Genomic DNA, 23,990 nt, shown 5'->3' with positions numbered 1-23,990 from the left:
CCCAGCGTCTGGCGTGCGTCAGGCCGAAATGCCGGTGATGCGCACGACCGTGTGGTCCTGGCGATGGCCGCGCTTGCGGCGGGAGTTCTGCCGGCGGCGCTTCTTGAAGGCGATGACCTTCTTGTCGCGGCCGTGGCGCACGATCTCGCCCGTGACACTGATGCCCGACAGGGTCGGGGCGCCGACCTGGGTCGCGCCCGCGCCGTCGGCGAACAGGAGGACCTCGCCGAAGGTCACGGCCTCGCCGGCCTCGCCCGCCAGGGAGGCGATGGTGATGGTGTCGTTGGCGGCGACGCGGTACTGCTTACCGCCCGTCTTGATGACTGCGAACATCGTTCTCTCGTGTTCTCGAACGGCCTCCGGGGCGGCTGCCCCTGGACCGGCTTCTTGTTTGAAGTCATTGAACGGGCGTTCGGCCCGGACAACGCGAAACGCGCGGACCCCAGCTGAGGCCGCGCGCCATGCGGGCTCAGTACGGGCGCGGCGGCGCGGTGTCAATCCGCGGCGGCCTGCCGGGCGGTGTCACCGGATCGGCGCGCCGGTCGCCAGGATGCCCTTCGCGACGCTGCCCGCCGGGCCGAAGGCGGCGAGGGTCTGCGCGCACCACGTCTCCCGGCCGTCGGCGGCGAGCTGCTGGCGCACCTGCGTGGCGCGGGTGCGCAGCTTCTCCTCCAGGATCGCCTCCTGCCCGGCATTGACGCGTGCCGCGAGGCGGAGCGTCGTCAGCTGGCCGGCCCGGACCTGCACGCCCGGGCAGGCCTGCTCGGCGATGATGGTCGTGGCCGCCGCCGAGGCGTAATTGTCGAGGGCCGAGGCCGGCGCGGCCGGATTGGCCGGCGCGGCGGGCACCTGCGCGGCGGCCGTCCCCGCGAGATTCAGCGTCAGGGCTAGCGTCAGGGCAAGGGTGGGGACACCGACACGCCGCACGGCTGAGACCTCCAGGGTAAGCATCGATCGGCGCGGTGGCGCGCCCGCACCTTCGCGACGATGCCGGGCGCCGACCGGGAGACGCGCGTTCCCTTGGGCGCGCCCCTCGCCGCGACGCCGCGACGGCGGCTGACTACACGTCCGGCGACGGGGCGTCACCCGCCGCGTCGGCGCGCGGTCGGCGCGCGGTCGGCGGACGGACCGGCCGTCAGGGCGCGGCCTTGAACTCGCCCTCGATGCGCAGGCTCACCTCGTCGCCGAGCTGCGGCAGGTAGGCGTTGATGCCGAAATCCGAGCGCTTGACGACCGCGCGCCCGTCGAAGCCTACGGTGTAGCGCTGGTCCACAGGGTGGATGCCGGCCTGGTTGAAGGTGGCGTCGATCGCGAACGGCCGGACCGTCCCCCGCAGGTTGAGGTTGCCGGTGATCCGCGCGGTGGTCGGGCTGGTGGGCTCGACCTTGGTGGCGGTGAAGGTGGCGCTCGGGAACTTGGCCGTGTCGAAGAAATCCGGGGCCGCGAGGTGCTCGTTCAGCCGGGTGCTGCCGGTGATGACGCCGCCGAGCGGCACGGTCACCTCGAGGCGGCTCTTCTCGGGCGCCTTCGGGTCGAGCTGGAGCGTGCCGCTCAGGCCGGTGAACTGGCCGTAATAGGTCGAGTAGCCGAGATGCGAGACCGACCACGTGACCTTGCCGTGATCCGGATCGAGGACGTAGCTGCCGGGCCGGACCTGCGTCGGATCCGCGCTCGGCGCGACCGGCGCGGGCGGGGCCGCCGGGTTGTCCGCCGCCCGGGCCGGGCCGGCGCAGAGCAAGCCGATCAGGACAAGAAGTGGCGCGCGCATGTCATCCCCCCGTGACCGGCCAAGCTCGGCCGGCGCGGGCCCGTGATTTCATGATCTCCCTGCGCGCTCAAGCACGTCTGGCGAAGGCCGCCGCGGTTCTGTAGGCAAGCCGAGGTAGCGGCAGGCGTGGCATGATCGGCAAGCTCAAGGGCGTCGTGGACTCGTTCGGCGAGGATTTCGTGATCCTCGACGTGTCGGGGGTCGGCTACATCGTTCACTGCTCGGCGCGGACCCTGCAGCGCATGCCCAAGGTCGGCGAGCCCGCGGCGCTGTCGATCGAGACCCACGTCCGCGAGGACATGATCCGCCTCTACGGCTTCCGCTCGGACGCCGAGCGCGAGTGGTTCCGCCTGCTCCAGACCGTCCAGGGGGTCGGCGCGCGGGTGGCGCTCGGCGTTCTGTCCGTGCTGGAGCCCGAGGCGCTGGCGAGCGCCATCGCCACCGGCGACAAGGGCTCGATCAGCCGGGCCCCGGGCGTCGGGCCGCGCCTCGCCGCCCGGCTCGCCGCCGAGCTCAAGGACAAGGCCCCGGCCTTCGCGCCCGTCGATCCCGCGCTGGTCGCCCTTGCGGGGGCCGTCGAGGAGGGCGCCGCCCCGCAGCCGGTGGCGGACGCCGTCTCGGCCCTGGTCAATCTCGGCTACCCGCAGGTCCAGGCCGCCGCCGCCATCGCGGCCGCGCTCAAGGGTGCGGGGGAGGGCGCCGAGGCCAAGGTGCTCATCCGGCTCGGCCTGCGCGAACTCGCCCGCTGACGGCCCGATCTGACAGTTGGGGCGCACTTAGATCGCACGCCCTTGACCCGCGCGGGCGGCGGTGCCATGTCGACCGCGACCAATAAGGTATTGAAAAGCAAGCTACTTTTCAATTCTTCTAAACTGGCGCGGGTGCCCCGGACGGTCGTCGACGACCGCGGCGGGCACGGGGATGACGGGATTTGCGGCGCGCATGATCGTCTGTTCTTGTAACGTCTTATCGGACGGCGCCGTGCGCGGCTGCCTCGCCCCCGGACCCGGCTGCCCGCGCACGCCCGCGCAGGTCTACGCCTGCCTTGGCTGCAGCCCGAAATGCGGGCGCTGCGCCCGCACGATCCGCGCGATCATGCAGACCGCGCTGGGCGAGGCCGCGGCGGCAGAGAGCAGCCATGCTTGCACGACGGCTTGCGCGAACGCCTGTAGTTTGGTGAAATTCCAAACTGCGGATGAGGGAGTCGCGGCCTGATGCTTCTACCCCCCGCCTGAGAGCACGGTAAGGAGTACGGGGGCATGAAGGGCGACACCAAGGTCATCGAGTATCTGAATCGCGGCCTGCGCAGCGAGCTGACCGCCGTCAGCCAGTACTGGCTGCATTTCCGCATGCTCAATGACTGGGGCTACGTCGAGCTGGCGAAGTTCTGGCGCAAGGAATCGATCGAGGAGATGAACCACGCCGACCGGTTCATCGACCGGATCCTGTTCCTCGACGGGTTCCCGAACCTGCAGGAGCTCGACCCACTGCGGATCGGCCAGAACGTCCAGGAGATCCTGGAATCCGATCTCGCCGCCGAAAACGAGGCCCGCAGCCTCTACCTCGAGGCCGCGAAGTACTGCGATTCGATCAACGACCGCGTGTCGAAGCGCCTCTTCGAGGATCTGGCCGAGGACGAGGAGGGTCACATCGACTTCCTCGAGACCCAGCTCGAGCTGATCAAGCAGATCGGCCTGCCGCTCTACGCGCAGAAGCATATCGGCGGGCTCGAGCAGATCGCCCCCGAGAAGGAGTGAGAGCGCCCGGGCTCCCGCCGCCCGCGCGGCGGAGCGGAAGCCCGGACAGCGATGCGGGCAGGGGTGGGGCCGGCGCGGCCGCGTTCCTGCCCGCCTGAGACGGCAAGCTGGGGAACGGGATGCGGCTCGTGGTGGTCGGCGCCGACGGGCGCATGGGGCGGATGCTGATCCGCGCGGTGGCGCAGGCCGAGGGCTGCACGCTCTCAGCGGCGATCGAGCGCGACGGCTCGCCGGCGCTCGGCCAGGACGCCGGCGTCCTCGCCGGGCTGCCACCCCTCGACGTTCCCGTCACCGACGACGCCCTCACGGCCTTCGCGGGCGCCGACGGCGTCCTCGACTTCACCGCGCCGGCCGCCACGGTCGCCTTCGCCGAGCTCGCCGCCCAGGCGCGCATCGTCCACGTCGTCGGCACGACCGGCCTCTCGGAGGACGATTTCGCCAAGCTGAAGGCGGCTTCGTACCACGCCCGCATCGTGCAGTCGGGCAACATGTCGCTCGGCATCAACCTGATGGCCGCGCTGGTCCGGCGAGTCGCCAAGGCCCTCGGCGACGAGTTCGACATCGAGATCGCCGAGATGCACCACCGCATGAAGGTGGACGCCCCCTCCGGCACCGCGCTGATGCTCGGCGAGGCCGCCGCCGAGGGCCGCGGCGTCGACCTGAAGGCCGTCCGGGTCTCGACCCGGGACGGGCATACCGGCGCCCGCCGGCCCGGCGATATCGGCTTCGCCACCCTGCGGGGCGGCAGCGTCGTCGGCGACCACAGCGTGATCTTCGCCGGCACCGGCGAGAGCCTGACGATCAGCCACCACGCCGCCGACCGGGGCCTGTTCGCCACGGGCGCCGTCAAGGCCGCGCTCTGGGCGCATCCCAAGCCGCCGGGGCTCTACACCATGACCGACGTGCTCGGCCTGTGACCGGCGGCGCGACGGCGATGGAGCGGCTCCTCGTCCTCGTCCGGCACGGCCAGAGCGAGTGGAACCTGCAGAACCTGTTCACCGGCTGGCGCGACCCGGACCTCACCGAGCGCGGCGTCGCCGAGGCCCGGGCCGCCGGGCGCGGCCTCAAGAGGGACGGCTACGGGTTCGACGTGGCCTTCACCTCCGAGCTGGTCCGCGCGCAGCGGACCTGCGCGCTGATCCTCGAGGAGATGGGCCTCTCAGAGATCCCGGTCCTGCGCGCGCGCGCCCTCAACGAGCGCGATTACGGCGACCTCTCCGGCCTCAACAAGGACGAGGCCCGCGCCCGCTGGGGCGACGCGCAGGTCCACGCCTGGCGCCGGGGCTATGACGTGCGGCCGCCCGGCGGCGAGAGCCTGAAGGACACGGCCGCGCGGGTTCTGCCCTGCTACGTCGCGACAATCCTGCCGCGCGTGATGGCCGGGCAGCGGGTCCTTGTGGCGGCCCACGGGAACTCGCTCCGCGCCCTGGTGATGGTCCTCGACAGGCTGACCGAGGCGCAGGTGCCCGATCTCCAGATCCGGACCGGCGTGCCGCTGCTCTACCGCCTGAACGCCGACACCACGGTCGCCTCCAAGACCGTGCTGGAGCAGGTCGTCGACGCGGACCGCTGAGTGGCGACGGAACTCGCACCGGGCCTGATCCACCATCCGGGCTTCCTCGACGCGGCGGCCCGCGCGCGGCTCGCCGCGGAGATCGCCGCGGTTCTCGCCGAGGCGCCGCCCGTGACGCCGCGCATGCCCCGCACCGGCAAGCCGTTCTCGGTGCGGATGTCGAATGCCGGACCCCTCGGCTGGGTCTCCGACGTCGCGGGCTACCGCTACCAGCCGCACCATCCCGAGACCAGTCGACCCTGGCCGGCCCTGCCGCCGACCGCTTACGTGGCCTGGGAGACGCTGGCGGCCTATCCGGCCCCACCGGAAGCCTGCCTCATCAACATCTACGCGCCGGGGACCCGCATGGGCCTCCACCAGGACCGCGACGAGGCGGATCTCGCCGCGCCGGTCGTGTCGCTGTCCCTCGGCGCGGCGGCCCTGTTCCGCTACGGCGGTCCGAGCCGGTCCGACCCGACCCGCTCGGTCCGGCTGCAGGCCGGCGACGCACTGGTGATGGGTGGCGCCTCGCGGCTCGTCTTCCACGGCATCGACCGGCTCTACCCGGACGGCGACCTGCTAAAAGCGGCGGACGGGCCCGGGTTCCTGCCGCCGGGCGGCCGCTGCAATCTCACCCTGCGACGCGTCACGGTGCCGGCCACGCCATGATGCGCGACACGCCATGACGCGCGAGCGGGACCCGGAGCCGGTGCCGACCGCGATGCCGCCGGCGATCCCGGGCGGGCGCGTCAGCGCGGCAGCGCAGTGGCCGGCGCTCGCCGGCTTCGTCGCGGCCGAGGCCCGCCTCCAGGAGGCGGTCCTGGCGCGCGGGCGCGTCACGGCCGGGCTCTACGAGTTCGTCCGGTTCGGGCTCAAGCAGGGCTGGGCCTGCCTGTTCGGCGGCCTGCTCCTGGCGCTCATGCTCGGCACCCGCCTCGTCTGGCCGGCCCACGCGCCCGTCGCCCGGTACGACGCGCTGTTCCTCGCCGCCCTCGTGCTCCAGGTCGCGATGCTGCGGCTGCGGATGGAGACATGGTCGGAGGCCCGGGTGATCCTGGTCTTCCACGTCATCGGCACGGCCATGGAGATCCACAAGACCGCGATCGGCAGCTGGGTCTACCCGGAGGCGAACCTGTTCCGGCTCGGCGGCGTCCCGCTGTTCACGGGCTTCATGTACGCCGCGGTCGGCAGCTACCTCGCCCGCGTCTGGCGCCTGTTCGATTTCCGGTTCACGCGGCACCCGAGCCTGCGCCTGCTCGCGGTCTTGTCGGTGGCGATCTACGTCAATTTCCTCATCGATCATCGCGGCATCGACCTGCGTGTCGGACTCATCGCGGTCGCGGTCGCGGCCTTCGCCCCCGCGACCGTGTACTTCAAGGTCTGGCGGGAGCACCGCACCATGCCGCTCCTGCTCGGCCTGCTGCTCGTCGCGCTGTTCATCTGGTTCGCCGAGAATCTCGGCACGCTGTCCGGCACGTGGCTCTACCCGAACCAGCGGCAGCACTGGTCCATCGTCCCGGTGGCCAAGCTCTCGTCCTGGTTCCTGCTGATGATCGTGTCCTACACGCTGGTCGCGCGGGTGAACGGCATCGCGACCTGGCCGGCCGTGCCGGCCGCGCCCGCGCGTCGGGAGCTGCCGATGGCCCGCGCGACCCATCTCGGCCTCGCGGCCGCGGTGATCGCCCTCGGCCTTCTGCTGCGCGTGCCGCACTGGGGCCTGCCGCTCGCGATCCACCATTACGGCGGCGGGATCCTGTGGGGGGCGATGCTGTTCCTTCTGGTCGCGGCCCTGCGACCCGGCAGCTGGGGCCTGCGCTCCTGCCTGATCGCCGCCTTCGCGGCCGCCGCGCTCATCGAGAGCAGCCGGCTCGTCCACACGCCGGCCCTCGACGCCTTCCGGACGACCCTGCCGGGTCAGCTCCTCCTCGGCTCCATCTTCTCGCCGTGGAATCTCCTCGCCTACGGCGTCGGGATCGCCGCCGCCGCCGCGCTCGCGCTTTCCCTTCATCGTGAACGCAGGCGCGCCGCGTTGCCGGCTTGACAGAACAGGTCGCCCGGCAGACCCATCGGGTGCGGACTAACCCAAAGTTGGGTCCACCAGGAGAACCGGTTTTCGATGCGGATGCGCAACCTGACGCTGCGTCTCGGACGGGTTCTGTGCGCAGCCGCGCTGGCGGCCAGCCTCGGCTCGGCCGCCCGGGCCGGCGATCCCGTCTATCCCGCGGGCTCGCGCTTCGGCTTCGACCCGCCCGCCGACATGTCGCTGTCGCGGCGCTTCTCGGGCTTCGAGCGGAAAGAGGGTGGCGCTACCGTGTCGGTCGTCGAATTGCCCGCGAACGCCTTCGCCGAGCTCGTCAGCGGCTTCACCGACGCCAACCTGCTCAGCCAGGGCTTCGCGGTCGAGAAGCGCGAGGAGGTCAAGATCGGCGACAACGAGGGCATGCTCTACACCGGTGAGCAGCCCGCCGATCCCGGCTCGTCCGCGCCGGCGATCCGGAAGTGGATCCTCGTCGTCGGAACGCCGACCGTGACCGGGCTGATCATCGCCCAGGCACTGCCCGACGCCGAGACCGAGGCCTCGATGCGCAAGATGGTGACCGGCGTCACCCTCCGGCCGGCCCTGTCGCTGACCCAGCAGGTCGACGCGCTGCCCTTCCACATCGCCGACATGGCGGGCTTCCGGCCCGTGCGGGTGATGGCCGGCAACTCGGTCCTCCTCACCAGCGGCCCGAAGGACCAGATGCAGAATCTGGAACAGCCGATCCTCGTCCTCGCGCAGGCCGTGCAGCAGCCGCCCGGGGCCGAGCAGCGGGACGGCTTCGCCCGCGCCGCCCTAGCGTCCAATCAGACCCTCAAGGACTTCGTCATCGAGCGGGCGCAGAGCTACCGCTCGAACGGCGTCGACTGGCACGAGATCGTGGCCCGCGCCCTCGATCAGCCGACCAACCAGCCCGTTGTGGTCATGCAGACCATCCGGTTCGCACCGGACGGCTACGTCCGCGCCCTCGGCGTCGTGCGGCAGGATCAGCGCGACGGCGTCCTCGCCAAGTTCCGCCAGGTGGTGGACAGCGTGCAGGTCAAGTAGCGCGTCACCAGACCACGGCCTGCCCGTCGCGGCGCGGGTCGCTCGCGGCCACGTAGCCCTCGACGGCGGGATCGCCCATCCGCCAGATGAACTGGCCGGCGCCGAAATCCTGGTAGCTGTCCTCGATCACCTCGAGTTCGTGGCCGAGGGCCTTCAGGCGCTCCAGGGTCGCGCGCGGCATCGCCGCCTCGACGTTGATGTCCAGGCCCTCGTTCACCCGCCACCGCGGCGCGTCGCAGGCCGCCTGCGGGTTCTGGCCGTGGTCGATCATCCGCACCAGCGTCTGGACGTGCCCCTGCGGCTGCATGTTGCCGCCCATCACGCCGAAGCTCATCACCGGGGCTCCGTCCTTCTTGAGGAAGCCCGGGATGATGGTGTGGAACGGGCGCTTGCCGGGCGCCACCACGTTGGGGCTCTCCGGATCGAGCACGAAGCCGTAGCCGCGATTCTGCAGGGAGATGCCCCAGCCCGGGACGACCACGCCGGAGCCGAAGCCCATGAAGTTCGACTGGATGAAGCTCACCATCATGCCGGACTCGTCGGCCGCGGTGAGGTAGATCGTGCCGCCCGCGGGCGGCTTGCCCGGCCCGAAGACCTGGGCGCGGTTCCGGTCGATCAGCTTGGCGCGCTCCGCGAGGTAAGCGGGGTCGAGCATGGCCTCCGGCGTCACCTCCATCCCGCGGGGGTCGGCGACGTACCGGTAGGTGTCGCTGAAGGCGAGCTTCATCGCCTCGATCTGCAGGTGCTGCGACTCCGGCCCATCGACCGGCAGGGCGCCGAGGTCGAACTGCTCGAGGAGGCCCAGCGCGATCTGCGCCGCGATACCCTGGCCGTTCGGCGGGATCTCGTGCAGCGTGTAGCCGTGATAGTCCTTCGCGGTCGGCGTGACCCATTCGGGGCGGAACGCCGCGAGGTCGGCGGCGGTCATCGCGCCGCCGTTGGCCCGCGCGTGCGCGGCGATCGCCTCGGCGATCTCGCCCCGGTAGAAGGCCTCGCCCTTGGTCTCGCCGATCAGCCGAAGGGTCTTCTCGGCGCCCGGGAAGGTCACCAGCTCGCCGACATCCGGCGCCCGGCCCCGCGGCAGGAAGAACTCCGAGAAGCCCGGCTGGCGGGTGATCGCCTCGATCCGGGCCGCGGCCGCCCATTTCTGCTGGACCACTACCGGCGCGAGGTAGCCCCGCTCGGCGATGCGGATCGCGGGCTGCATCAGGTCGGCGAAGGGGAGGCGGCCGAAGCGCTCGCTCAGCGCCGCCCAGGCGGCGACCGCGCCCGGCACGGTGACCGAGTCCCAGCCGCGCATCGGCGGCCGCTCGCCGGCGCCGTACTTCTTCAGGAAGTAGTCCCGGCTCCAGGCGGCCGGCGCCCCGCCGGAAGCGTTGAGGCCGTGCAGCGCCTTCCCGTCCCACAGGATGCAGAAGGCGTCGGAGCCGAGACCGTTGCTGCACGGCTCGGTGACGGTCTTGGCGGCCGCCGTGGCGATCGCGGCATCGACTGCGTTGCCGCCGGCCTGGAGCATCTGGATGCCGGCCTGCGCCGCCAGCGCGTGCGAGGTCGCCACGCAGTTGCGCCCGAACATCGGCATCCGCAGCGACGGATACCCGGTCACCCAGTCGAACGGCTTCATCGCTCAGTTCCCGGTCTCGGCAGCCCACGCGCTCCCGCGACACTTGGCATACAGGATATCCGGCCCCGGTGAAGGCGTGGCCGGGCATGCCCGCCAACGAAAAACGCGGGCCCGAGGACCCGCGCTTCGCGAACGTGATGCTGCCTTGTCGGGCCGCTCAGTAGGGGCGGCCGTAGAGCGGCGAGGTCGGGTCCAGCCGGTCGACGAAGGAGAGGTCGACGTTGCGGATCGCCGAGGAGCGGGCGCCGATGAACGGCCCATTGGTGATCGGATCCGGCAGGATGCCGCGGCCGAAGCGGTCCGTCGGGCCGTAGGGCGGGGTCAGCTGGTTGGACGCCGCGATCAGGTAGGGGTTCAGGGCCGGGTTGCGCGAGCCGCCGGCGCCCGGAACGTTCGAGGTCAGCGGCACGTTGCCGGCATCGAGCCAGCTGCGCGGGCGCACGCGGATCGGGAGTGGCCGGCTGACCCGGTAGATCGGGCCGGGGACGTAGCCATCCTGAGCCTGGGCCGGCGCGGAGGCCAGAGCGCCGAGGCCGGTGGCGGCGACGACGCCGAGAAGGGCGATCTTGAGCGAGCGCATGGCCAACCTTGTCCTTGAGTGCCATCAGTATGGCGACCGAAGCTTAACAGTTCGCCGCCTTTGACGATAAGACGCTTGGGCGAGGCTGTTGTTCCGCCCTTATGGCTGAGCTTGTGCGTTTTGCCACACTCCGGCCTCATTTTTTATTTTGCGGCCGCCGGATTAGCGATCCGACCCTCCCGGGTGGCTCTGTCACGGCCGATGCCGGGCACGCGCCCGCCGGATCGGGCGCGACCGAGAAGGCCGCCGTCGTGGCGGCATCGGCGAGGTCTACGAGGCTCAGCGCGTCGAGCATGCAGCCGAGGGACTGCGGCTCCGGCGGGCGCGCGAGGGGCGCGCAGAGCCATCCGTCGAGCTGGAAAGCCGTGTCGCGCGTGACGAAGCCGGTGCAGGTCCGCTGCGTGGGGCCCGCGAAGGTCACCTCCAGGGTCTCGACCGCACCGAACTTGGTGCGGATCTGATCGCGAGCGCCGGTCCGGGCCACCGCCAGGGCCGGCCGGTCGAGGGCCGGACCATTCGCGGCGCGCCGGGCCATGAGGACGAAGAGCGTCGGCGGTGCGCCCGAGCGGGGCCCGCGGGTGAGCTGGACCCGCAGGGCCGGCGCCTCGATCGCCGCGACGTCGCCCCGGATGAGGGTGTCCTCGCGCAGCCCGGTCCGCGGATCGACGCGGGCGGACACGCGCACCGGATCGAGCCCGGGTTCCGCGAGCCCGAACTGGGCGACCGAGGCCGCGGGCGGCGCCGGCGAGGCCTGGACCGACGGGACGAAGACGGTTTCCGCGGCCGGCGGCGGCGCGGGCGCGGAGGCCGGGGTCTCGCCGGGCCAGCGGGGGAGGGCCCACAGGACGGCGATCGTCGCCGCGGCGAGGGCGATGCGCAGGCCGAGAGATCCCGTGGAGACCGGGGCGTCCGGCGCGCGGGCGGCCCGGCCGCCCGGCACGCCGAGCCCGATCCCATCGACGAGGGGCGCTGTTCCGGTCAGGGGCGTGCTCCGTGGCGGCGGGAGGCCGCGGGGTGGACGCCAGCGTCGCGCCGAAGGATTGAATTCCCTCTGCCGGCCCGAGGCCGTCACCGGGTTTCCGGGGGCAGGGTGAATCGAGTGTTGCGCCGTCGGCGGCCTTGACAGCGCGCGCCCTTGCGCGCCTTGCTCGACCCGGCCGTCGCCCCCACCTCCGCGGAGGACGGGGTCTGCGGCCGCGCCCGTTTGGCGGGCGCGTCCGGCACGAACGATCCTTCGGCCGATTGTACTGGCACAGGCGCGGCACCCGGATCGGTCGGGGTTTTCCGCGCGGAGACGAGAGATGGGTTACAAGGTCGCCGTCGTCGGCGCCACGGGCAACGTGGGCCGCGAGATGCTCGATATCCTGGCCGAGCGGGCTTTCCCCGCCGACGAGGTCGTGGCGCTGGCCTCGCGCCGCAGCCAGGGTCAGGAAGTCTCCTACGGCGACAAGACGCTCAAGGTCAAAACGCTGGACACGTACGACTTCTCCGACACCGACATCTGCCTGATGTCGGCCGGCGGCGAGGCGTCGAAGGAGTGGTCGCCCCGCATCGGCCAGCAGGGCTGCGTGGTCATCGATAACTCGTCGGCGTTCCGCTACGACGCCGACGTGCCGCTGATCGTGCCCGAGGTGAACGCCGACGCGGTGGTGGGCTTCACCAAGCGCAACATCATCGCCAACCCGAACTGCTCGACCGCCCAGCTGGTCGTCGCGCTGAAGCCCCTCCACGAGGCGGCCACGATCAAGCGCGTCGTCGTGTCGACCTACCAGTCGGTCTCCGGCGCCGGCAAGGAGGCGATGGACGAGCTGTTCAATCAGACCCGCGCCGTGTTCACCGCCGGCGAGATCAAGCAGGGCGGCAAGTTCACGAAGCGCATCGCCTTCAACGTCATCCCCCACATCGACGTGTTCATGGAGGATGGCTACACGAAGGAAGAGTGGAAGATGGTCGCCGAGACCAAGAAGATGCTCGACCCGAAGATCAAGCTGACGGCGACCGCGGTCCGCGTGCCGGTCTTCATCGGTCACGCGGAATCGGTGAACGTCGAGTTCGAGCAGCCGCTCACGGCCGAGAAGGCGACCGAGATCCTGCGCGCCGCCCCCGGCGTGCTGGTGATCGATAAGCGCGAGAACGGCGGCTACATGACTCCCCACGAGGCGGCCGGCGAGGACGCGACCTACATCTCGCGCATCCGCGAGGACGCGACGGTGGAGAACGGCCTGAACTTCTGGTGTGTCTCGGACAACCTGCGCAAGGGCGCGGCCCTCAACGCGATCCAGATCGCCGAGGTGCTGGTCAATCGCAAGCTGCTGAACCGCGCCAAGCGCGCCGCCTGAGGCTGTTTCCTCTCCCTCGGGGGGAGGGGGCTCTGTCCGACGGATCCTCGGGACACGGTCCCGAGGATCCGTCACGCGCCTGTCACGGCTCGGGATCGTGACGCGGATCGGTCGCGCGGAGCTTCCGTCCGCGGCGTGTCCGCACTGCGTGCTCGGTCCGGCTCTTCATCGCCGTGAGGCTTCGCGGCAGCCCCTTGAGCGCCGCGACCATGCCGGCCATCGACGGCCCGAAACGGGCCGGGGGGCATCGACACCCGCTCGCTGTTGCCGACCGTCGCCTTGTCGGACATCGCCTTCCTGCTTCCGGCCCCCGCCGCTGTGCGGCTCCGTCGGATGCGGCAGGCGCGGACCGGGCGGCCTTCTCGCCGCCCGTTCCGGCTACGCCATGCCGAGGGCCTGCATGTAGAGCTCGAGGATCGCCTCCTGCTCCTGGCGCTCGCTGTGGTCCTGCTTGCGGATGCGCAGGATCGTCCGGACGGCCTTCGCGTCGAAGCCCCGACCCTTCAGCTCGGCGAACACCTCCTTGATGTCGCCCATGATGCCGGCCTTCTCCTCCTCGAGGCGCTCCAGGCGCTCGATGAACTGCTTCAGCTCGTCGGCGGCCACACCCTCGGCCGACGAGACGTCGCCGCCGGGCCGCTGCGCGGCGGTGGGCATCGAATGGGCGTTCATGGGGCTCTCCCGAATGCACGGCGCAATTGCGCCCTGGACCCGTGGTTAACGGGCGCGCCTTACCGGAAGCTTAGCCGATTCGCCGCCGTCCGGCCGCCGCATCAATGGTCCTTGGCCTGCGCGGCCGAGAAGCCCGCCTGCTGCTCCGCACTCGCCTCCGTCTGGAAGCGCGCCTTCCACTCAGCGTAGGGCATCCCGTAGACCGCCTCGCGGCTCTCGTCCTTGGTCAGCGCGACGCCCGTCTCGTCGGCGGCGTCCTTCAGCCAGTTCGACAGGCAGTTCCGGCAGAATCCCGCCAGGTTCATCAGGTCGATGTTCTGCACATCCGTCCGGTTGCGCAGATGCGCGACGAGGCGGCGGAAGACCGCGGCCTCGAGTTCCGTCTGGGTCCTGGGATCGATCTCGCTCATCGGTCACAACTCTCTTCGGGTCGGGCGGCCCACACCCGATTTCGGGGTCGGCCCGGCGGAGATCAAGCCGCGAGGAGCGGGCGCAGCACGCGGGCGAAGCGCGCCGCCCACTCCGCCTGGCCGTCCGCGCCGGCGATCAGGTCCTGGCGGATCTCCACCAGGGCGTTCGCGAGGCCCCGCGCGGTGGCGTGGCGGTCGATCGTGTCGCCCGGCAGGCCGCCGCCGTAGGGCGCGTTGTCGCCGACGGTGAGCCCGGCCGGATCGGCCTCCAGCGCGCGGATCAGCGGGCGGGCGAAGCGGTCGTCCCGGTCGTACAGGATCCCGACCTGCCAGGGCCGCGCGATCCCGCGCCAGTAGGGCGTGAAGCTGTGCATGGTCAGGAGCACGGGCGGCCGGCCCGCAGCCTGCGCGGCGGCGATCGCGTCGTCGATGGCCGCGTCGAACGGCGCGTAGAAGCGCGCGATCCGGGCCTGCTTCCCGGCCTCGTCGATCCGGGCATTGCCCGGCACGACGGCGCCGTCGGACAGGCGCATCACAAGCGTCGGATCGGCGCGCCCGCGATTCGGGTCGATGATGAGGCGGGAGAAGTTCGTCAGGATCGCCGGGGCGCCGAGCTGCGCCGCGAGGCTCCGCGTCACCGCCGCCGCGCCGATGTCGTAGGCGATGTGCCGGGCGTATTCCGACGCGGGCACGCCGAGCGCGATGTCCGGCGGCACGAAGTTCGAGGCGTGGTCGCAGGCGATGACGAGGCCGCAGGCGGGGTCGCCGGGAATGATCTCGCAGGGATGCGCGGGCGGGACGGCCGATTCTGTCTCCGGACGGGTCACGGGGCTCCGAGGTCTTCAGAGAGGTCTTCAGATCTGTGCGAGGGCACCGATGGCGCTTGCCGTCGCGCGGCCGCTCGGGCAGATCACCTATCAAGAATCGTGCGCTCACGGCAAGAAACGGGCCCGCCGCCCAGGGAAGAAACGGGCGGGGATCGCGCGACACAATGGAGAGAGGAGCCCGTTCGACGCCATGACCGACACCGTTCCGCCCGTCACCGACGCGGCCACCCGGGACCAGCGCGCGCTCCTCGATTCGATCCTCACGGCCGCGATCCGCGCCGCCCATCCGGATCTCTGCCTGCCGCCGCACCTGCCGGAGCCGAGCCCGGGCCGCCTGATCATCCTCGCCGCCGGCAAGGCCGCGGGCAGCATGAGCGCCGTGGCGAGCCGCTTCTACCGGCAGAAGCACGGGCTGGGTGACGACCGGATCGTCGGCCTCGCGGTGGCGCGGCACGGCTACGGGCAGGAAGCGCCGGGCATCCACATGGTCGAGGCGGGCCACCCGGTCCCCGACGAGGCCGGCATCTCGGCGACCCGCGAAGCGCTGCGGCTCGCCACCGAGGCCGGGCCCGACGACGAGGTCCTGGTGCTGCTCTCGGGCGGCGGCTCGGCCAACTGGATCGCCCCCGCCGGCGACCTGACGCTGATCGAGAAGCAGGCGATCACCCGGGCGATGCTCCGGTCCGGCGCGCCGATCGGCGAGATCAACACGGTGCGCAAGCACATCTCGCGGATCAAGGGCGGCCGCCTGGCCCTCGCGGCCCGCAATGCCCGGCGCGTCCTGACGCTGGCGATCTCCGACGTGCCCTTCGACGATCCGGCGGTCATCGCCTCCGGGCCGACCGTGCCCGATCCGTCGACCCTGGCCGATGCCCGGGCCATCTGCGAGAAGCGCGGCATCCCGCTGCCCGAGGAGGCGGTGCGCCTCCTGAACGACCCCAACAACGAGACGCCGAAGGCCGGCGATCCCGCCTTCGCCCGCGCCGAGTACCGCATCATCGCCCGGCCGATCGACGCCCTGAACGCCGCCGCCGAGGCGGCCCGCGCGGCCGGCTACGAGCCGATCCTGCTGGGCGCCGACCTGGAGGGCGAGGCCCGCGAGGTCGCGGCCGAGCACGCGGCCGCGGCCAAGCGCCACAAGGCGGCCGGCAAGCGCGTCGCGCTGATCTCCGGCGGCGAGCTCACCGTCACCATCCGCGGCGAGGGCCATGGCGGCCCGAACCAGGAATACGCCCTGGCGCTGGCGGTCGCGCTCGACGGCGCGCCCGGCATCTTCGGCATCAGCGCCGACACCGACGGGACCGACGGCGGGCGGGGCCTCGCCACCGACCCGGCGGGCGGCCTCGTCGACCCCACGACCCTCGAACGGGCCCGGGCCGCCGGCCTCGACCCGGCCGCGATGCTGGAGCAGAACGACTCCACCGCCTTCTTCGCGGCCCTCGGCGACCTCGTGAACCCCGGTCCGACCTGTACCAATGTCAACGACTGCCGCATCATCCTCGTCAATTAGCTCTCGCGTCTCGGCGGCTCAGCTCCTCCCGGCAGTCACGGTCCTCGGCCTCGCGCTCCTCGGCGCGAGCCCCGCCAAGGCGGACCTGCGCCTGTGCAACCAGACCGCCAGCAAGGTCGGGATCTCGCTGGGCTACCGCGATCCCCAGGGCTGGGTGACGGAGGGCTGGTGGGATCTCGCGCCGAAGGCCTGCGAGACGCTGCTCAAGGGCGCGCTGGCGGCGCGGTTCTACTACGTCTTCGCGGTCGACTACACGCGCGGCGGCGAGTGGAGCGGCCGTTCGCTGATGTGCACCCGCGATTCGGAGTTCACGATTCGCGGCATCGAGGATTGTCTCGCCCGTGGCTACGACCGCAACGGCTTCTTCGAAGTCGACACCGGCGAGCAGAAGAGCTGGACCATCCAGCTCACGGATCCGAACCGGCCGGACGCGCCGGCGAAACCGTAATGTGAAGGCGGCGGCCGAGACTGCGGTCTTGACGCTGTCCGGCCCGAGATGCTCACAGCCGATCTGCGCTCCCTGAGCCAGATCTTTCAACCGCCGGCGCTCGACGCCGCGCGGCAACGAGAACACGGAGGAAATACGCTTGAAACGGTCACGCCGCACGAAGATCGTCGCCACCCTCGGTCCGGCCTCCGATTCGCCGGAGATGATCGAGCGGCTGTTCCGCGCGGGCGTCGACGTATTCCGGCTCAACATGAGCCACCTTCCGCGCGAGAAGCTGCCCGAGAAGGTGGAGGCGATCCGCACCATCGAGCGCGAGGCCAAGCGGCCGATCGGCATCCTGGTCGACCTGCAGGGACCCAAGCTGCGGCTCGGCACCTTCGCGGAGGGCGCCGCGATGATCGAGGCCGGTGCCACCTTCGTGCTCGACGGCGACCCGACGCCCGGCGACGCCGCGCGCTGCCACCTGCCGCATCCGGAGATCCTCGAGGCGCTGGAGCCAGGCCACGCCATCCTGGTCGACGACGGCAAGCTGCGGCTGACCGTGCTCGAGACGGCGCACAACCGGGCCGTGACCCGCGTCGAGGTCGGCGGCCGGATCTCGAACCGGAAGGGCGTGTCCCTGCCGCACACCGTGATCCCGGTGCCGGCGATGACCGACAAGGACCGGGCCGACCTCGATGCCGGCCTGAACGCCGGCGCCGACTGGATCGCCGTCTCGTTCGTCCAGCGGCCCGAGGACGTGGCCGAGGTGAAGAAGGTCTGCGCCGGCCGCGCCCTGGTGATGGCCAAGATCGAGAAGCCGCAGGCGCTGGCGCGCCTCGACGAGATCATCGAGATCTCCGACGGGCTGATGGTCGCCCGCGGCGACCTCGGCGTGGAGATGCCCCTGGAGCAGGTGCCGGGCGTACAGAAGCGCATCACCCGCGGCGCCCGGCGCTACGGCAAGCCGGTGGTCGTCGCCACCCAGATGCTCGAATCGATGATCACCGCGCCGGTGCCGACCCGGGCCGAGGTCTCCGACGTCGCCACGGCGGTCTACGAAGGGGCGGACGCCGTGATGCTCTCCGCGGAGAGCGCCTCGGGCGCCCACCCGATCGGAGCCGTGGAGACCATGAACCGCATCGCCGAGCAGGTGGAGCGGGACGCGATCTACTGGTCGATCATCCGGGCGCAGAGCGCGACCCCCGACGAGACGGCCGCCGACGCCATCGCGGCGGCGGCGCACCAGATGGTCGACGCGCTGAGCCTCGACGCGATCATGGCCTGGACCAATTCCGGCTCGACGGCCCTGCGCCTGTCGCGCGAGCGCCCGAACGCCACCGTGATCGCGCTGACGCCGCGGCGCGAGACCGCCCGCCGCCTCGCCCTGGCCTGGGGCACGCACCCGATCGTCACCAAGGACGCGAGCGACGTGGACGACATGTCGTTCCGCGCCGCCAAGTTCGCCGTGCGCGAGAAGTTCGCCGCCGTGGGGGACCGGGTGATCGTCGTGGCCGGCCTGCCGTTCGGCACGCCGGGCGCCACCAACCTCGTGCGGCTGACCTTCATCACCCGCGAGCACGCCGAGAAGGCCTGACGGCACCGGGATACGAGAGCGGGACCGGCCGGCGCGTCAGTGCGCGACGGCCGGCTCCGGACCGGCCGCGCCCGTCGCGCCGGCCAGCCGGGCGACCTCCTCGGCGACCCGATCGGCGGCGACGTACTGGAGCATGTGGCCGATGCCCGGCAGCAGAACCAGCCGCGCGCCGGGGATCGCGCGGGCCAGCGGCACCGCCTGCGTGTCGGCGCGGACGATCGGGTCCGCCTCGCCGGAGATCACCAGGGTGGGCACGCGGATCGCGCCGTAGCGCGGGCTCTGCGCCGCGAGGGCGCGCGGCAGGCCGAGCAGGTCCTGGACGTTGGCGAGGAGCGTTCCGGGCCGCAGGACCAGGTCCGACCGCGCCAAGTCCGGGTAATCCGCCCGCGGCGGTTGCGGCTGGAAGACCCGGCGCGCCGCCTCGGGCAGGAAGTGTCGAGCGATGGGCGGCCCAACCGTCCGGCTGAGCAGCCACGCCACCGGCGGGGTCACGGCGAGCCGCCAGTACCAGGGCAGATCGGGCATCCGGTCCGGCATGGGCATCGCCACCGGCGCCGCGAGGGCGAGGGCCGAGACCCTGTCCGGGTGGCCCAGGGCCAGGGCCAGGGCGAGGGCGCCGGCCCAGGAATGGCCGAAGACGAGCGCCGGGCCGACACCCATCCGTTCCAGCGCCTCGGCGATCAGGGCGGCCTGCGCCGCGGGGGGCGCGGTGTCGCTGCCGCCGATCCGGTCGCTCCAGCCGAAGCCCGGCCGGTCGAACGCGATGACCCGGAAACCCCGCGCCGCGAGCCGGCGGCCGATCCCCTCCATCGGATCCGACGCGTTGGCCGAAGCGCCGTGCAGGAGCACGACGGGCGGCCCGTCGGCCGGTCCGTCCTGCAGGGTCGCGAGGAGGCCGCCGGTCACCGCCACGAACGGGCCGGCCGGCGGGTTGGCTGCGCCGACCCGCAGGGTGATGACCAGCGTCGCGAGCGCGCCGGCCGCGAGGACGAGCCCGGCGAGGGCGAGGGGCAGGGCCAGGAGGGTGAGGAGGACGGCGGTCACCCGGCTCACAGGTCGCGGCCGTCGACCTCCGGAGTGAGGCGGTTGATCGCCTCGCCGATCTTCTCCATCTGCGGGTAGAGCGACCGCGCCCGCCGGAAGGCGGCGAGCGCCCGCGCCTTGTCGTCGAGCGATTCGTAGATCCGGCCCATCGCGGCCCAGGCCTCGAAGTGGCGCGGCTCCAGCACCAGGGCCCGCTGCAGGTCCGCCAGGGCGTCGTCCTTGTCGGACAGGAGCCAGAACACCGTCGCGCGCCGGTTCCAGCCCTCCGACCAGTTCGGCTCGAGGGCGGTGACGCGGTCCATCAGCTCGGCCGCCAGGGGGAAGTCGTGTGCGGTGACCGCCTGACGGGCGCGGTCGGTGAGGAGGTCGGCGGTCGGGCTGCCCGACCCTGCCATGCGCCGCTCGATCAGCCGGGCGATGCCCTTGGCCTCGACCGGATCCTCGCTGGCGCGCAGGCGGGCGAACAGGTCGTCCAGGCTCGGCGGCTTGGGCGCCGGCTTCCCCTCGGGCGCGGCGCGGCCGGGACGCCCGGCCTCCGGGGCCGCCCGCGCCGCCGGGATGTCCAGGGCGAGGGCCGACAGGCAGACCAGGGCGGCGAGGAGGCGGGTCGGCGTCATGCGGCCAGACTGTGCGCCGGCCCGGGATCCGTCAACGTGCCGCGGTGCCGCGCGCATGCGGAAACGGCCGCGCCCCTTCGGGTACGGCCGTCCCAACGTCGATCGTCGTCCGACCCGGCCTGACCGGGCGGAGCGGCCTCAGCCCTGGCGGGCCTTGAAGCGCTTCTGGGTCTTGTTGATCACGTAGACCCGGCCCTTGCGGCGCACGAGCTGGTTGTCGCGGTGGCGGCCACGCAGGGACTTGAGGGAGTTGCGGATCTTCATGGGTCTCTCGAGCCCGGAGGGCCGTCCGTTGTGTAGGGTGTCGGGAACGTGGTCACGAGGCTGGACGCGGGGTCGCGTCCGGCGATCACGGCTCACGCATCGCGGGATGGCGCGGCCATATCAGGATTCGCCCCCGGAAGGCAAGGCGCGACAGGCATCGAGCGGAGGGGGGCGGCTCAGTGAACCCTGTCGAGATCCGGCACCGCCGGTGCCAGCACGAGCTGCCGGCCGATCTCGTGCAGCAGCACGTCGAGCAGCGGCTTCAGGCGCTCGAACCCCGGCTGGGGCAGGCCGTCCTCGGCGGCGTTGTAGAGGGCCAGGGCCATCTCGGCGACCCGGTCGATGCCGCCGGCCGCCACGTCGGTCGCGCAGAAGGCGGATTCGTCGAGGAAGCCGTCGCGGCCGCACTCGGTCACGTCGATGACGATCCCGTGGGCCTCGCTGACGCCGCCCTGCGCGTCGAGGATGAAGCGGCCGCGCGCGAGGATCCACCGGACCTCGCCCGGCTCCGGGACGGTCCGGTACTGCGCGATGTACAGGCCACCCTGCCGGCGGAGGTCATCGAGGGTCGACGCGATCCGACGCTGATCCTCCGGGTGGATGCGGTCCAGGAAGCTTCCGAAGGTCGTGCCGCTGCCGCTTCTCGTCCTGGGCAGGCCCAGCATCGTCGCGGCGACGGGGTCGCACCGCAGAACATCGTCGGCGATGTGCCAGGTCCAAGTCCCGACATCCGACACAGCGAGCGCGCGCGCCACACTGCTGCCGCCCCGCCGCTTCGTGCGCACGCCGACGCCCACAGGCTCGATCTCCAGCCATTTTCAGGCGGTCTGCCCAGACCGCTTCGTTGGTCGACACAATACTGAGATCACGAATGCGGCACAACGCGCGAGTTCTGCAGGGCTGAGCTGTATCGCACCGGTATCGGCCGGATCAGGGACGATGGTAAACGCCGGTCAATATCCCCTTCGCGAGGACCTGACCGCGCATAGCCTCGATCAGCGCGCCGCGGCCCGGCGCCTCGGCGAGGGCGAGGGGCCGCCGCAGCGCGTAGATCTGGAAAAGGTACGGGTGAGGCCCGTGGCCGGTGGGCGGGTCCGGCGGCAGCCACTCCGCGCGCAGGAAGCTGTTCCGGCCCACGGCCTCCACGGTGCCCGCGTGGCCGGGCCCCGGCAGCGCGCCCTCCGGCAGGCCGGCGGGCTCCGGCGGGACCGACCAGGCGATGAGATGGACCAGCGGCCGGGGCGTCGGGCTGCCCGCATCCTCCACGAGGAGGACGAGGGCGGCGGTGCCCGCCGGCAGCCCGCTCCAGGCGAGGGGCGGCGACACGCCCGCGCCGTCGGCCGTGAAGCGCGCGGGCAGATCCGCCCCGTCGGCGAAGGCCGGGCTCGACAGCGTCACGGTCTCGGGCACGTCGGGGAAGTCCGCGCGGGACGTCGTCTTCTCCAGGCCCGCCTTCAGCCCCGACAGCGCCTCGCCGAGCACACCGGGAATCTTCTCGAGCATCGCCGTCTCCTCCGCCGCGATGGCAACGGCGGAGGAGGCGACCCGTTCACGCCGACCGCTCGGCCGCGACCATGTAGTTCACCGCCTTGTCGCGGCTGGTGCGCCACCCGTCCGTCAGCGGGTTGTAGACGACGCCGACCGTGTCGGTGACGTCGAGGCCGCCGGCCCGGATCGCGCGGGCGAGCTCGTCCGGCGTCACGAACTTCTCCCAGTCGTGCGTGCCGCGCGGCAGCCAGCCGAGCACGTACTCGGCCCCGACGATGGCGAGCGCGAAGGAGCGCAGCGTGCGGTTGAGGGTGGCTCCGAACAGCATTCCGCCGGGCTTCACCGCCGCGCAGGCGGTCCGCACGAAGGCCGGCATGTCGGAGACGTGCTCGACGACCTCCATGATCAGCACCGCGTCGAAGCTCTCTCCGCCGGCGACCACCGCCTCGATGGTCTGCCCGCGGTAATCCACCGGAACCCCGGCCGACTCGGCGTGGGCCCGGGCCACCGCGACGTTCTGCTCGGCCGGGTCGAGGCCGGTCACCCGGGCGCCGAGCCGGGCCAGCGGCTCCGAGAGGACGCCGCCGCCGCAGCCGACATCGCAGATCGTCAGCCCGTCGAGGGGGAAGGGCGCCTTCGGGTCGCGGCCGAACCTGCGGCAGAGGGCGTCGCGGATGTAGGTGAGCCGCACCGGATTGAACCGGTGCAGGACGCGCATCGGGCCGGACTCGTCCCACCACGTGGCGGCGAGCGCGTCGAAGCGCGCGACCTCGCCGCGGTCGACGAACCCTTCCGTGATCCGGTCCGTGGCTGACCTGTCCATTCGTGTTCCGTCCTCATGCCGGCGGCCGGGATCCGCCGCGCGGTTACGTGCCTGCGTCGAGACCGCGCTCTAGCACGGCGATCGCCCGGAAGTCGCCGCGGCGCGCGGGCGCCATGCTTGGCCGGTTGTTGACACTCCTCCGGGCCGCTTGTACCCGCCGGGCACCGTCCGGACGGGGCTGCAGCGGCCCGTCCAATCGCCACCGGGAACCCGCGACCGAGAGACCATGCCCCGTCTGGTGATGAAATTCGGCGGCACCTCCGTCGCCAACGTCGACCGCATCCGCAACGTGGCGCGCCACGTCGCCCGCGAGGTGGCGGCCGGCTACGACGTCGCCGTGATCGTGTCCGCCATGTCGGGCAAGACCAACGAACTGGTCGACTGGGTCAAGGACGCGAACCCGATCTACGATCCGCGCGAGTACGACGCCGTCGTGGCGTCCGGCGAGCTCGTCACCGCCGGCCTCCTGGCGATCGCCCTGCAGAAGGACGGGCTCAAGGCCCGCTCCTGGCAGGGCTGGCAGATCCCGGTCGTGACGTCGGACGCGCACGGCTCGGCCCGCATCGCCGACATCGACCCGAAAAATCTCGAGGCGGGCTTCGCCAAGGGCGAGGTCGCGGTCATCGCCGGCTTCCAGGGTGTCCACGACGAGACCGGCCGCGTCACGACGCTCGGCCGCGGCGGCTCCGACACCTCCGCGGTGGCCGTGGCGGCCGCGATCGGGGCCGAGCGCTGCGACATCTACACGGATGTCGACGGCGTCTACACCACCGATCCGCGCATCGTCCCGAAGGCCCGTCGCATGGAGCGGGTCACCTTCGAGGAGATGCTGGAGATGGCCTCGCTGGGCGCCAAGGTGCTGCAGGTCCGCTCGGTGGAGCTCGCCATGGTCCACCGGGTGCCGACCACGGTCCGGTCCTCCTTCGATCCGCCGGACGCCGCGCGCCCGGGCACCCTCATCTGCGACGAGGACGACATCGTGGAACAGCAGATCATCACCGGGATCGCCTTCTCCCGGGACGAGGCGCAGATCACCCTGCGCAAGGTCAAGGACAGCCCGGGCGTCGCCGCCGCGATCTTCGGGCCGCTGGCGGATGCCAACATCAACGTGGACATGATCATCCAGACCGTGTCGGGCGACCAGTCGACCACCGACATGACCTTCACGGTGCCGTCCGCCGAGTACGAGCGGGCCCGGAAGATCCTCGACGAGGCCCGCGCGCAGATCGGCTACGCGCAGATCGAGGGCGCCACCGACGTGGTGAAGGTGTCGGCGATCGGCGTCGGGATGCGCAGCCACGCGGGCGTCGCCGCCAAGGCGTTCCGGGCGCTCGCCGAGAAGGGCATCAACATCCGCGCGATCACCACCTCGGAGATCAAGTTCTCCGTGCTGATCGACGCCGCCTATACGGAGCTTGCCGTGCGCACGCTTCACTCGCTATACGGCCTGGATCAGGCCTGAGCCTGGGACGCGGGTTCGAGCGGGGCGCGTGGTGTGAACTGAACAGTCACGGGCCGATCCGCCGATCCCAGGACGCCTCTGGGACCAGCGACCCGGTCCATCCGGCGCCGGCCTTCCCGGGTCTGGCGCCAAGGTTGCAGGGTG

Annotated in this window: 28 protein-coding genes; 13 read left to right on the top strand and 15 right to left on the bottom strand. The window is 71.9% G+C overall.

Annotated elements, in window-relative coordinates:
* Positions 1–18 precede the first annotated feature (18 nt).
* From rplU to ASG32_RS01910, 3 genes are all read right to left on the bottom strand, one after another.
* On the bottom strand, positions 19–333 hold the full coding sequence (gene rplU, locus ASG32_RS01920; protein WP_010683509.1) for a 50S ribosomal protein L21: 315 nt from the start codon (positions 331–333) through the stop codon (positions 19–21).
* Positions 334–522: 189 nt separating this feature from the next.
* Complete coding sequence (locus tag ASG32_RS01915) at positions 523–927, bottom strand: hypothetical protein (RefSeq protein WP_244491766.1); 405 nt, start codon at positions 925–927, stop codon at positions 523–525.
* A gap of 208 nt (positions 928–1,135) precedes the next feature.
* Positions 1,136–1,768: a YceI family protein gene (locus tag ASG32_RS01910; RefSeq protein ID WP_056521882.1), complete on the bottom strand. Its 633-nt coding sequence runs from the start codon at positions 1,766–1,768 to the stop codon at positions 1,136–1,138.
* Between the two features lie 131 nt (positions 1,769–1,899).
* On the opposite strand from ASG32_RS01910, the gene ruvA reads away from it, so the two are divergent.
* The 8 genes from ruvA to ASG32_RS01875 all read left to right on the top strand — a co-directional run bounded on the left by ruvA (position 1,900) and on the right by ASG32_RS01875 (position 8,162).
* On the top strand, positions 1,900–2,517 hold the full coding sequence (gene ruvA / locus ASG32_RS01905) for a Holliday junction branch migration protein RuvA (protein ID WP_020091486.1): 618 nt from the start codon (positions 1,900–1,902) through the stop codon (positions 2,515–2,517).
* Between the two features lie 193 nt (positions 2,518–2,710).
* A complete protein-coding gene (locus ASG32_RS34845) occupies positions 2,711–2,983 on the top strand; it encodes a (2Fe-2S)-binding protein (RefSeq protein ID WP_082557716.1) in 273 nt (90 codons plus the stop codon).
* 44 nt (positions 2,984–3,027) lie between these two features.
* Positions 3,028–3,525: a bacterioferritin gene (gene bfr / locus ASG32_RS01900; protein WP_012317139.1), complete on the top strand. Its 498-nt coding sequence runs from the start codon at positions 3,028–3,030 to the stop codon at positions 3,523–3,525.
* Between the two features lie 119 nt (positions 3,526–3,644).
* Positions 3,645–4,442: a 4-hydroxy-tetrahydrodipicolinate reductase gene (dapB, locus tag ASG32_RS01895; RefSeq protein WP_056521879.1), complete on the top strand. Its 798-nt coding sequence runs from the start codon at positions 3,645–3,647 to the stop codon at positions 4,440–4,442.
* Between the two features lie 17 nt (positions 4,443–4,459).
* Complete coding sequence (locus ASG32_RS01890) at positions 4,460–5,098, top strand: 2,3-bisphosphoglycerate-dependent phosphoglycerate mutase (RefSeq protein WP_056522273.1); 639 nt, start codon at positions 4,460–4,462, stop codon at positions 5,096–5,098.
* Positions 5,099–5,746 (top strand): alpha-ketoglutarate-dependent dioxygenase AlkB, encoded by a 648-nt coding sequence (locus ASG32_RS01885; protein ID WP_056521876.1) that lies wholly within the window; start codon positions 5,099–5,101, stop codon positions 5,744–5,746.
* Positions 5,747–5,759: 13 nt separating this feature from the next.
* Positions 5,760–7,118 carry a DUF817 family protein gene (locus tag ASG32_RS35750; RefSeq protein ID WP_056521873.1) on the top strand — a complete coding sequence of 453 codons (1,359 nt, stop codon included), beginning with the start codon at positions 5,760–5,762 and terminating at the stop codon, positions 7,116–7,118.
* 75 nt (positions 7,119–7,193) lie between these two features.
* Positions 7,194–8,162 (top strand): hypothetical protein, encoded by a 969-nt coding sequence (locus tag ASG32_RS01875; protein ID WP_056521871.1) that lies wholly within the window; start codon positions 7,194–7,196, stop codon positions 8,160–8,162.
* A gap of 4 nt (positions 8,163–8,166) precedes the next feature.
* On the opposite strand, the gene ASG32_RS01870 is transcribed toward ASG32_RS01875, so the two are convergent.
* From ASG32_RS01870 to ASG32_RS01860, 3 genes are all read right to left on the bottom strand, one after another.
* On the bottom strand, positions 8,167–9,786 hold the full coding sequence (locus ASG32_RS01870) for a gamma-glutamyltransferase family protein (RefSeq protein ID WP_056521868.1): 1,620 nt from the start codon (positions 9,784–9,786) through the stop codon (positions 8,167–8,169).
* A 157-nt stretch (positions 9,787–9,943) separates the two neighbouring features.
* Entirely contained in the window at positions 9,944–10,366 is a 423-nt protein-coding gene (locus tag ASG32_RS01865) for a hypothetical protein (protein ID WP_020091493.1), read from the bottom strand.
* A 136-nt stretch (positions 10,367–10,502) separates the two neighbouring features.
* A complete protein-coding gene (locus ASG32_RS01860; RefSeq protein ID WP_056521864.1) occupies positions 10,503–11,306 on the bottom strand; it encodes a hypothetical protein in 804 nt (267 codons plus the stop codon).
* 361 nt (positions 11,307–11,667) lie between these two features.
* Between ASG32_RS01860 and ASG32_RS01855 the strand changes: the two genes are divergently transcribed.
* The gene (locus ASG32_RS01855) at positions 11,668–12,705 is read left to right on the top strand and encodes an aspartate-semialdehyde dehydrogenase (protein WP_020091495.1); all 1,038 of its coding nucleotides are present in this window, start codon (positions 11,668–11,670) and stop codon (positions 12,703–12,705) included.
* A gap of 378 nt (positions 12,706–13,083) precedes the next feature.
* Here the strand turns inward: ASG32_RS01855 and ASG32_RS01850 are convergent, their stop codons facing one another.
* The 3 genes from ASG32_RS01850 to ASG32_RS01840 form a co-directional block, all read right to left on the bottom strand.
* Positions 13,084–13,362 (bottom strand): DUF2312 domain-containing protein, encoded by a 279-nt coding sequence (locus tag ASG32_RS01850; protein WP_026604676.1) that lies wholly within the window; start codon positions 13,360–13,362, stop codon positions 13,084–13,086.
* Positions 13,363–13,478: 116 nt separating this feature from the next.
* Positions 13,479–13,787, bottom strand: coding sequence for a DUF1244 domain-containing protein (locus ASG32_RS01845; protein ID WP_020091496.1), 309 nt, complete (start codon positions 13,785–13,787; stop codon positions 13,479–13,481).
* A 62-nt stretch (positions 13,788–13,849) separates the two neighbouring features.
* Positions 13,850–14,614 (bottom strand): N-formylglutamate amidohydrolase, encoded by a 765-nt coding sequence (locus ASG32_RS01840; protein WP_020091497.1) that lies wholly within the window; start codon positions 14,612–14,614, stop codon positions 13,850–13,852.
* Positions 14,615–14,804: 190 nt separating this feature from the next.
* Between ASG32_RS01840 and ASG32_RS01835 the strand changes: the two genes are divergently transcribed.
* The 3 genes from ASG32_RS01835 (at position 14,805) to pyk (ending at position 18,148) form a co-directional block, all read left to right on the top strand.
* A complete protein-coding gene (locus tag ASG32_RS01835) occupies positions 14,805–16,124 on the top strand; it encodes a glycerate kinase (protein ID WP_056521861.1) in 1,320 nt (439 codons plus the stop codon).
* Entirely contained in the window at positions 16,090–16,572 is a 483-nt protein-coding gene (locus tag ASG32_RS01830; RefSeq protein WP_170868104.1) for a DUF1036 domain-containing protein, read from the top strand. The genes ASG32_RS01835 and ASG32_RS01830 overlap by 35 nt, the downstream gene beginning before the upstream one ends.
* A gap of 139 nt (positions 16,573–16,711) precedes the next feature.
* On the top strand, positions 16,712–18,148 hold the full coding sequence (pyk, locus tag ASG32_RS01825) for a pyruvate kinase (RefSeq protein ID WP_056521857.1): 1,437 nt from the start codon (positions 16,712–16,714) through the stop codon (positions 18,146–18,148).
* A 36-nt stretch (positions 18,149–18,184) separates the two neighbouring features.
* On the opposite strand, the gene ASG32_RS01820 is transcribed toward pyk, so the two are convergent.
* The 6 genes from ASG32_RS01820 to ubiG all read right to left on the bottom strand — a co-directional run bounded on the left by ASG32_RS01820 (position 18,185) and on the right by ubiG (position 22,384).
* Positions 18,185–19,201, bottom strand: a complete 1,017-nt coding sequence (locus ASG32_RS01820) for an alpha/beta hydrolase (RefSeq protein WP_056521854.1) — start codon at positions 19,199–19,201, stop codon at positions 18,185–18,187.
* Entirely contained in the window at positions 19,198–19,809 is a 612-nt protein-coding gene (locus tag ASG32_RS01815) for a tetratricopeptide repeat protein (RefSeq protein ID WP_056521851.1), read from the bottom strand. The genes ASG32_RS01820 and ASG32_RS01815 overlap by 4 nt, the downstream gene beginning before the upstream one ends.
* Positions 19,810–19,947: 138 nt before the next feature.
* Positions 19,948–20,073 (bottom strand): type B 50S ribosomal protein L36, encoded by a 126-nt coding sequence (gene ykgO / locus ASG32_RS01810; RefSeq protein ID WP_003601867.1) that lies wholly within the window; start codon positions 20,071–20,073, stop codon positions 19,948–19,950.
* Positions 20,074–20,249: 176 nt separating this feature from the next.
* On the bottom strand, positions 20,250–20,870 hold the full coding sequence (locus tag ASG32_RS01805; RefSeq protein WP_042675223.1) for a PAS domain-containing protein: 621 nt from the start codon (positions 20,868–20,870) through the stop codon (positions 20,250–20,252).
* Positions 20,871–21,003: 133 nt separating this feature from the next.
* Positions 21,004–21,576 (bottom strand): YbhB/YbcL family Raf kinase inhibitor-like protein, encoded by a 573-nt coding sequence (locus ASG32_RS01800; RefSeq protein ID WP_056521848.1) that lies wholly within the window; start codon positions 21,574–21,576, stop codon positions 21,004–21,006.
* 46 nt (positions 21,577–21,622) lie between these two features.
* Complete coding sequence (gene ubiG, locus ASG32_RS01795) at positions 21,623–22,384, bottom strand: bifunctional 2-polyprenyl-6-hydroxyphenol methylase/3-demethylubiquinol 3-O-methyltransferase UbiG (RefSeq protein ID WP_056521843.1); 762 nt, start codon at positions 22,382–22,384, stop codon at positions 21,623–21,625.
* A 226-nt stretch (positions 22,385–22,610) separates the two neighbouring features.
* Here ubiG and ASG32_RS01790 point away from each other — a divergent pair, with 226 nt between their 5' ends.
* The gene (locus ASG32_RS01790; RefSeq protein ID WP_056521840.1) at positions 22,611–23,846 is read left to right on the top strand and encodes an aspartate kinase; all 1,236 of its coding nucleotides are present in this window, start codon (positions 22,611–22,613) and stop codon (positions 23,844–23,846) included.
* Positions 23,847–23,990: the final 144 nt, after the last annotated feature.

Source organism: Methylobacterium sp. Leaf361 (assembly GCF_001424445.1).
Taxonomy (GTDB): domain Bacteria; phylum Pseudomonadota; class Alphaproteobacteria; order Rhizobiales; family Beijerinckiaceae; genus Methylobacterium.
The sequence above is the reverse complement of the archived record's forward strand: the minus strand, read 5'-3'. Positions and strand labels throughout refer to the sequence as shown.

Bases quoted from the DNA above. Each gene is read 5' to 3' on its own strand.
- rplU (WP_010683509.1), bottom strand. From the start codon at position 333: ATGTTCGCAGTCATCAAGACGGGCGGTAAGCAGTACCGCGTCGCCGCC.
- bfr (WP_012317139.1), top strand. From the start codon at position 3,028: ATGAAGGGCGACACCAAGGTCATCGAGTATCTGAATCGCGGCCTGCGC.
- ASG32_RS01850 (WP_026604676.1), bottom strand. From the start codon at position 13,362: ATGCCCACCGCCGCGCAGCGGCCCGGCGGCGACGTCTCGTCGGCCGAG.
- ASG32_RS01790 (WP_056521840.1), top strand. From the start codon at position 22,611: ATGCCCCGTCTGGTGATGAAATTCGGCGGCACCTCCGTCGCCAACGTC.
- ASG32_RS01800 (WP_056521848.1), bottom strand. From the start codon at position 21,576: ATGCTCGAGAAGATTCCCGGTGTGCTCGGCGAGGCGCTGTCGGGGCTG.
- ASG32_RS01835 (WP_056521861.1), top strand. From the start codon at position 14,805: ATGACCGACACCGTTCCGCCCGTCACCGACGCGGCCACCCGGGACCAG.
- ASG32_RS01830 (WP_170868104.1), top strand. From the start codon at position 16,090: ATGTCAACGACTGCCGCATCATCCTCGTCAATTAGCTCTCGCGTCTCG.
- ASG32_RS01890 (WP_056522273.1), top strand. From the start codon at position 4,460: ATGGAGCGGCTCCTCGTCCTCGTCCGGCACGGCCAGAGCGAGTGGAAC.
- ASG32_RS34845 (WP_082557716.1), top strand. From the start codon at position 2,711: ATGATCGTCTGTTCTTGTAACGTCTTATCGGACGGCGCCGTGCGCGGC.
- ubiG (WP_056521843.1), bottom strand. From the start codon at position 22,384: ATGGACAGGTCAGCCACGGACCGGATCACGGAAGGGTTCGTCGACCGC.
- ASG32_RS01855 (WP_020091495.1), top strand. From the start codon at position 11,668: ATGGGTTACAAGGTCGCCGTCGTCGGCGCCACGGGCAACGTGGGCCGC.
- ASG32_RS01870 (WP_056521868.1), bottom strand. From the start codon at position 9,786: ATGAAGCCGTTCGACTGGGTGACCGGGTATCCGTCGCTGCGGATGCCG.
- ruvA (WP_020091486.1), top strand. From the start codon at position 1,900: ATGATCGGCAAGCTCAAGGGCGTCGTGGACTCGTTCGGCGAGGATTTC.
- ykgO (WP_003601867.1), bottom strand. From the start codon at position 20,073: ATGAAGATCCGCAACTCCCTCAAGTCCCTGCGTGGCCGCCACCGCGAC.
- ASG32_RS35750 (WP_056521873.1), top strand. From the start codon at position 5,760: ATGACGCGCGAGCGGGACCCGGAGCCGGTGCCGACCGCGATGCCGCCG.
- ASG32_RS01815 (WP_056521851.1), bottom strand. From the start codon at position 19,809: ATGACGCCGACCCGCCTCCTCGCCGCCCTGGTCTGCCTGTCGGCCCTC.
- ASG32_RS01865 (WP_020091493.1), bottom strand. From the start codon at position 10,366: ATGCGCTCGCTCAAGATCGCCCTTCTCGGCGTCGTCGCCGCCACCGGC.
- ASG32_RS01845 (WP_020091496.1), bottom strand. From the start codon at position 13,787: ATGAGCGAGATCGATCCCAGGACCCAGACGGAACTCGAGGCCGCGGTC.
- dapB (WP_056521879.1), top strand. From the start codon at position 3,645: ATGCGGCTCGTGGTGGTCGGCGCCGACGGGCGCATGGGGCGGATGCTG.
- ASG32_RS01875 (WP_056521871.1), top strand. From the start codon at position 7,194: ATGCGGATGCGCAACCTGACGCTGCGTCTCGGACGGGTTCTGTGCGCA.
- ASG32_RS01910 (WP_056521882.1), bottom strand. From the start codon at position 1,768: ATGCGCGCGCCACTTCTTGTCCTGATCGGCTTGCTCTGCGCCGGCCCG.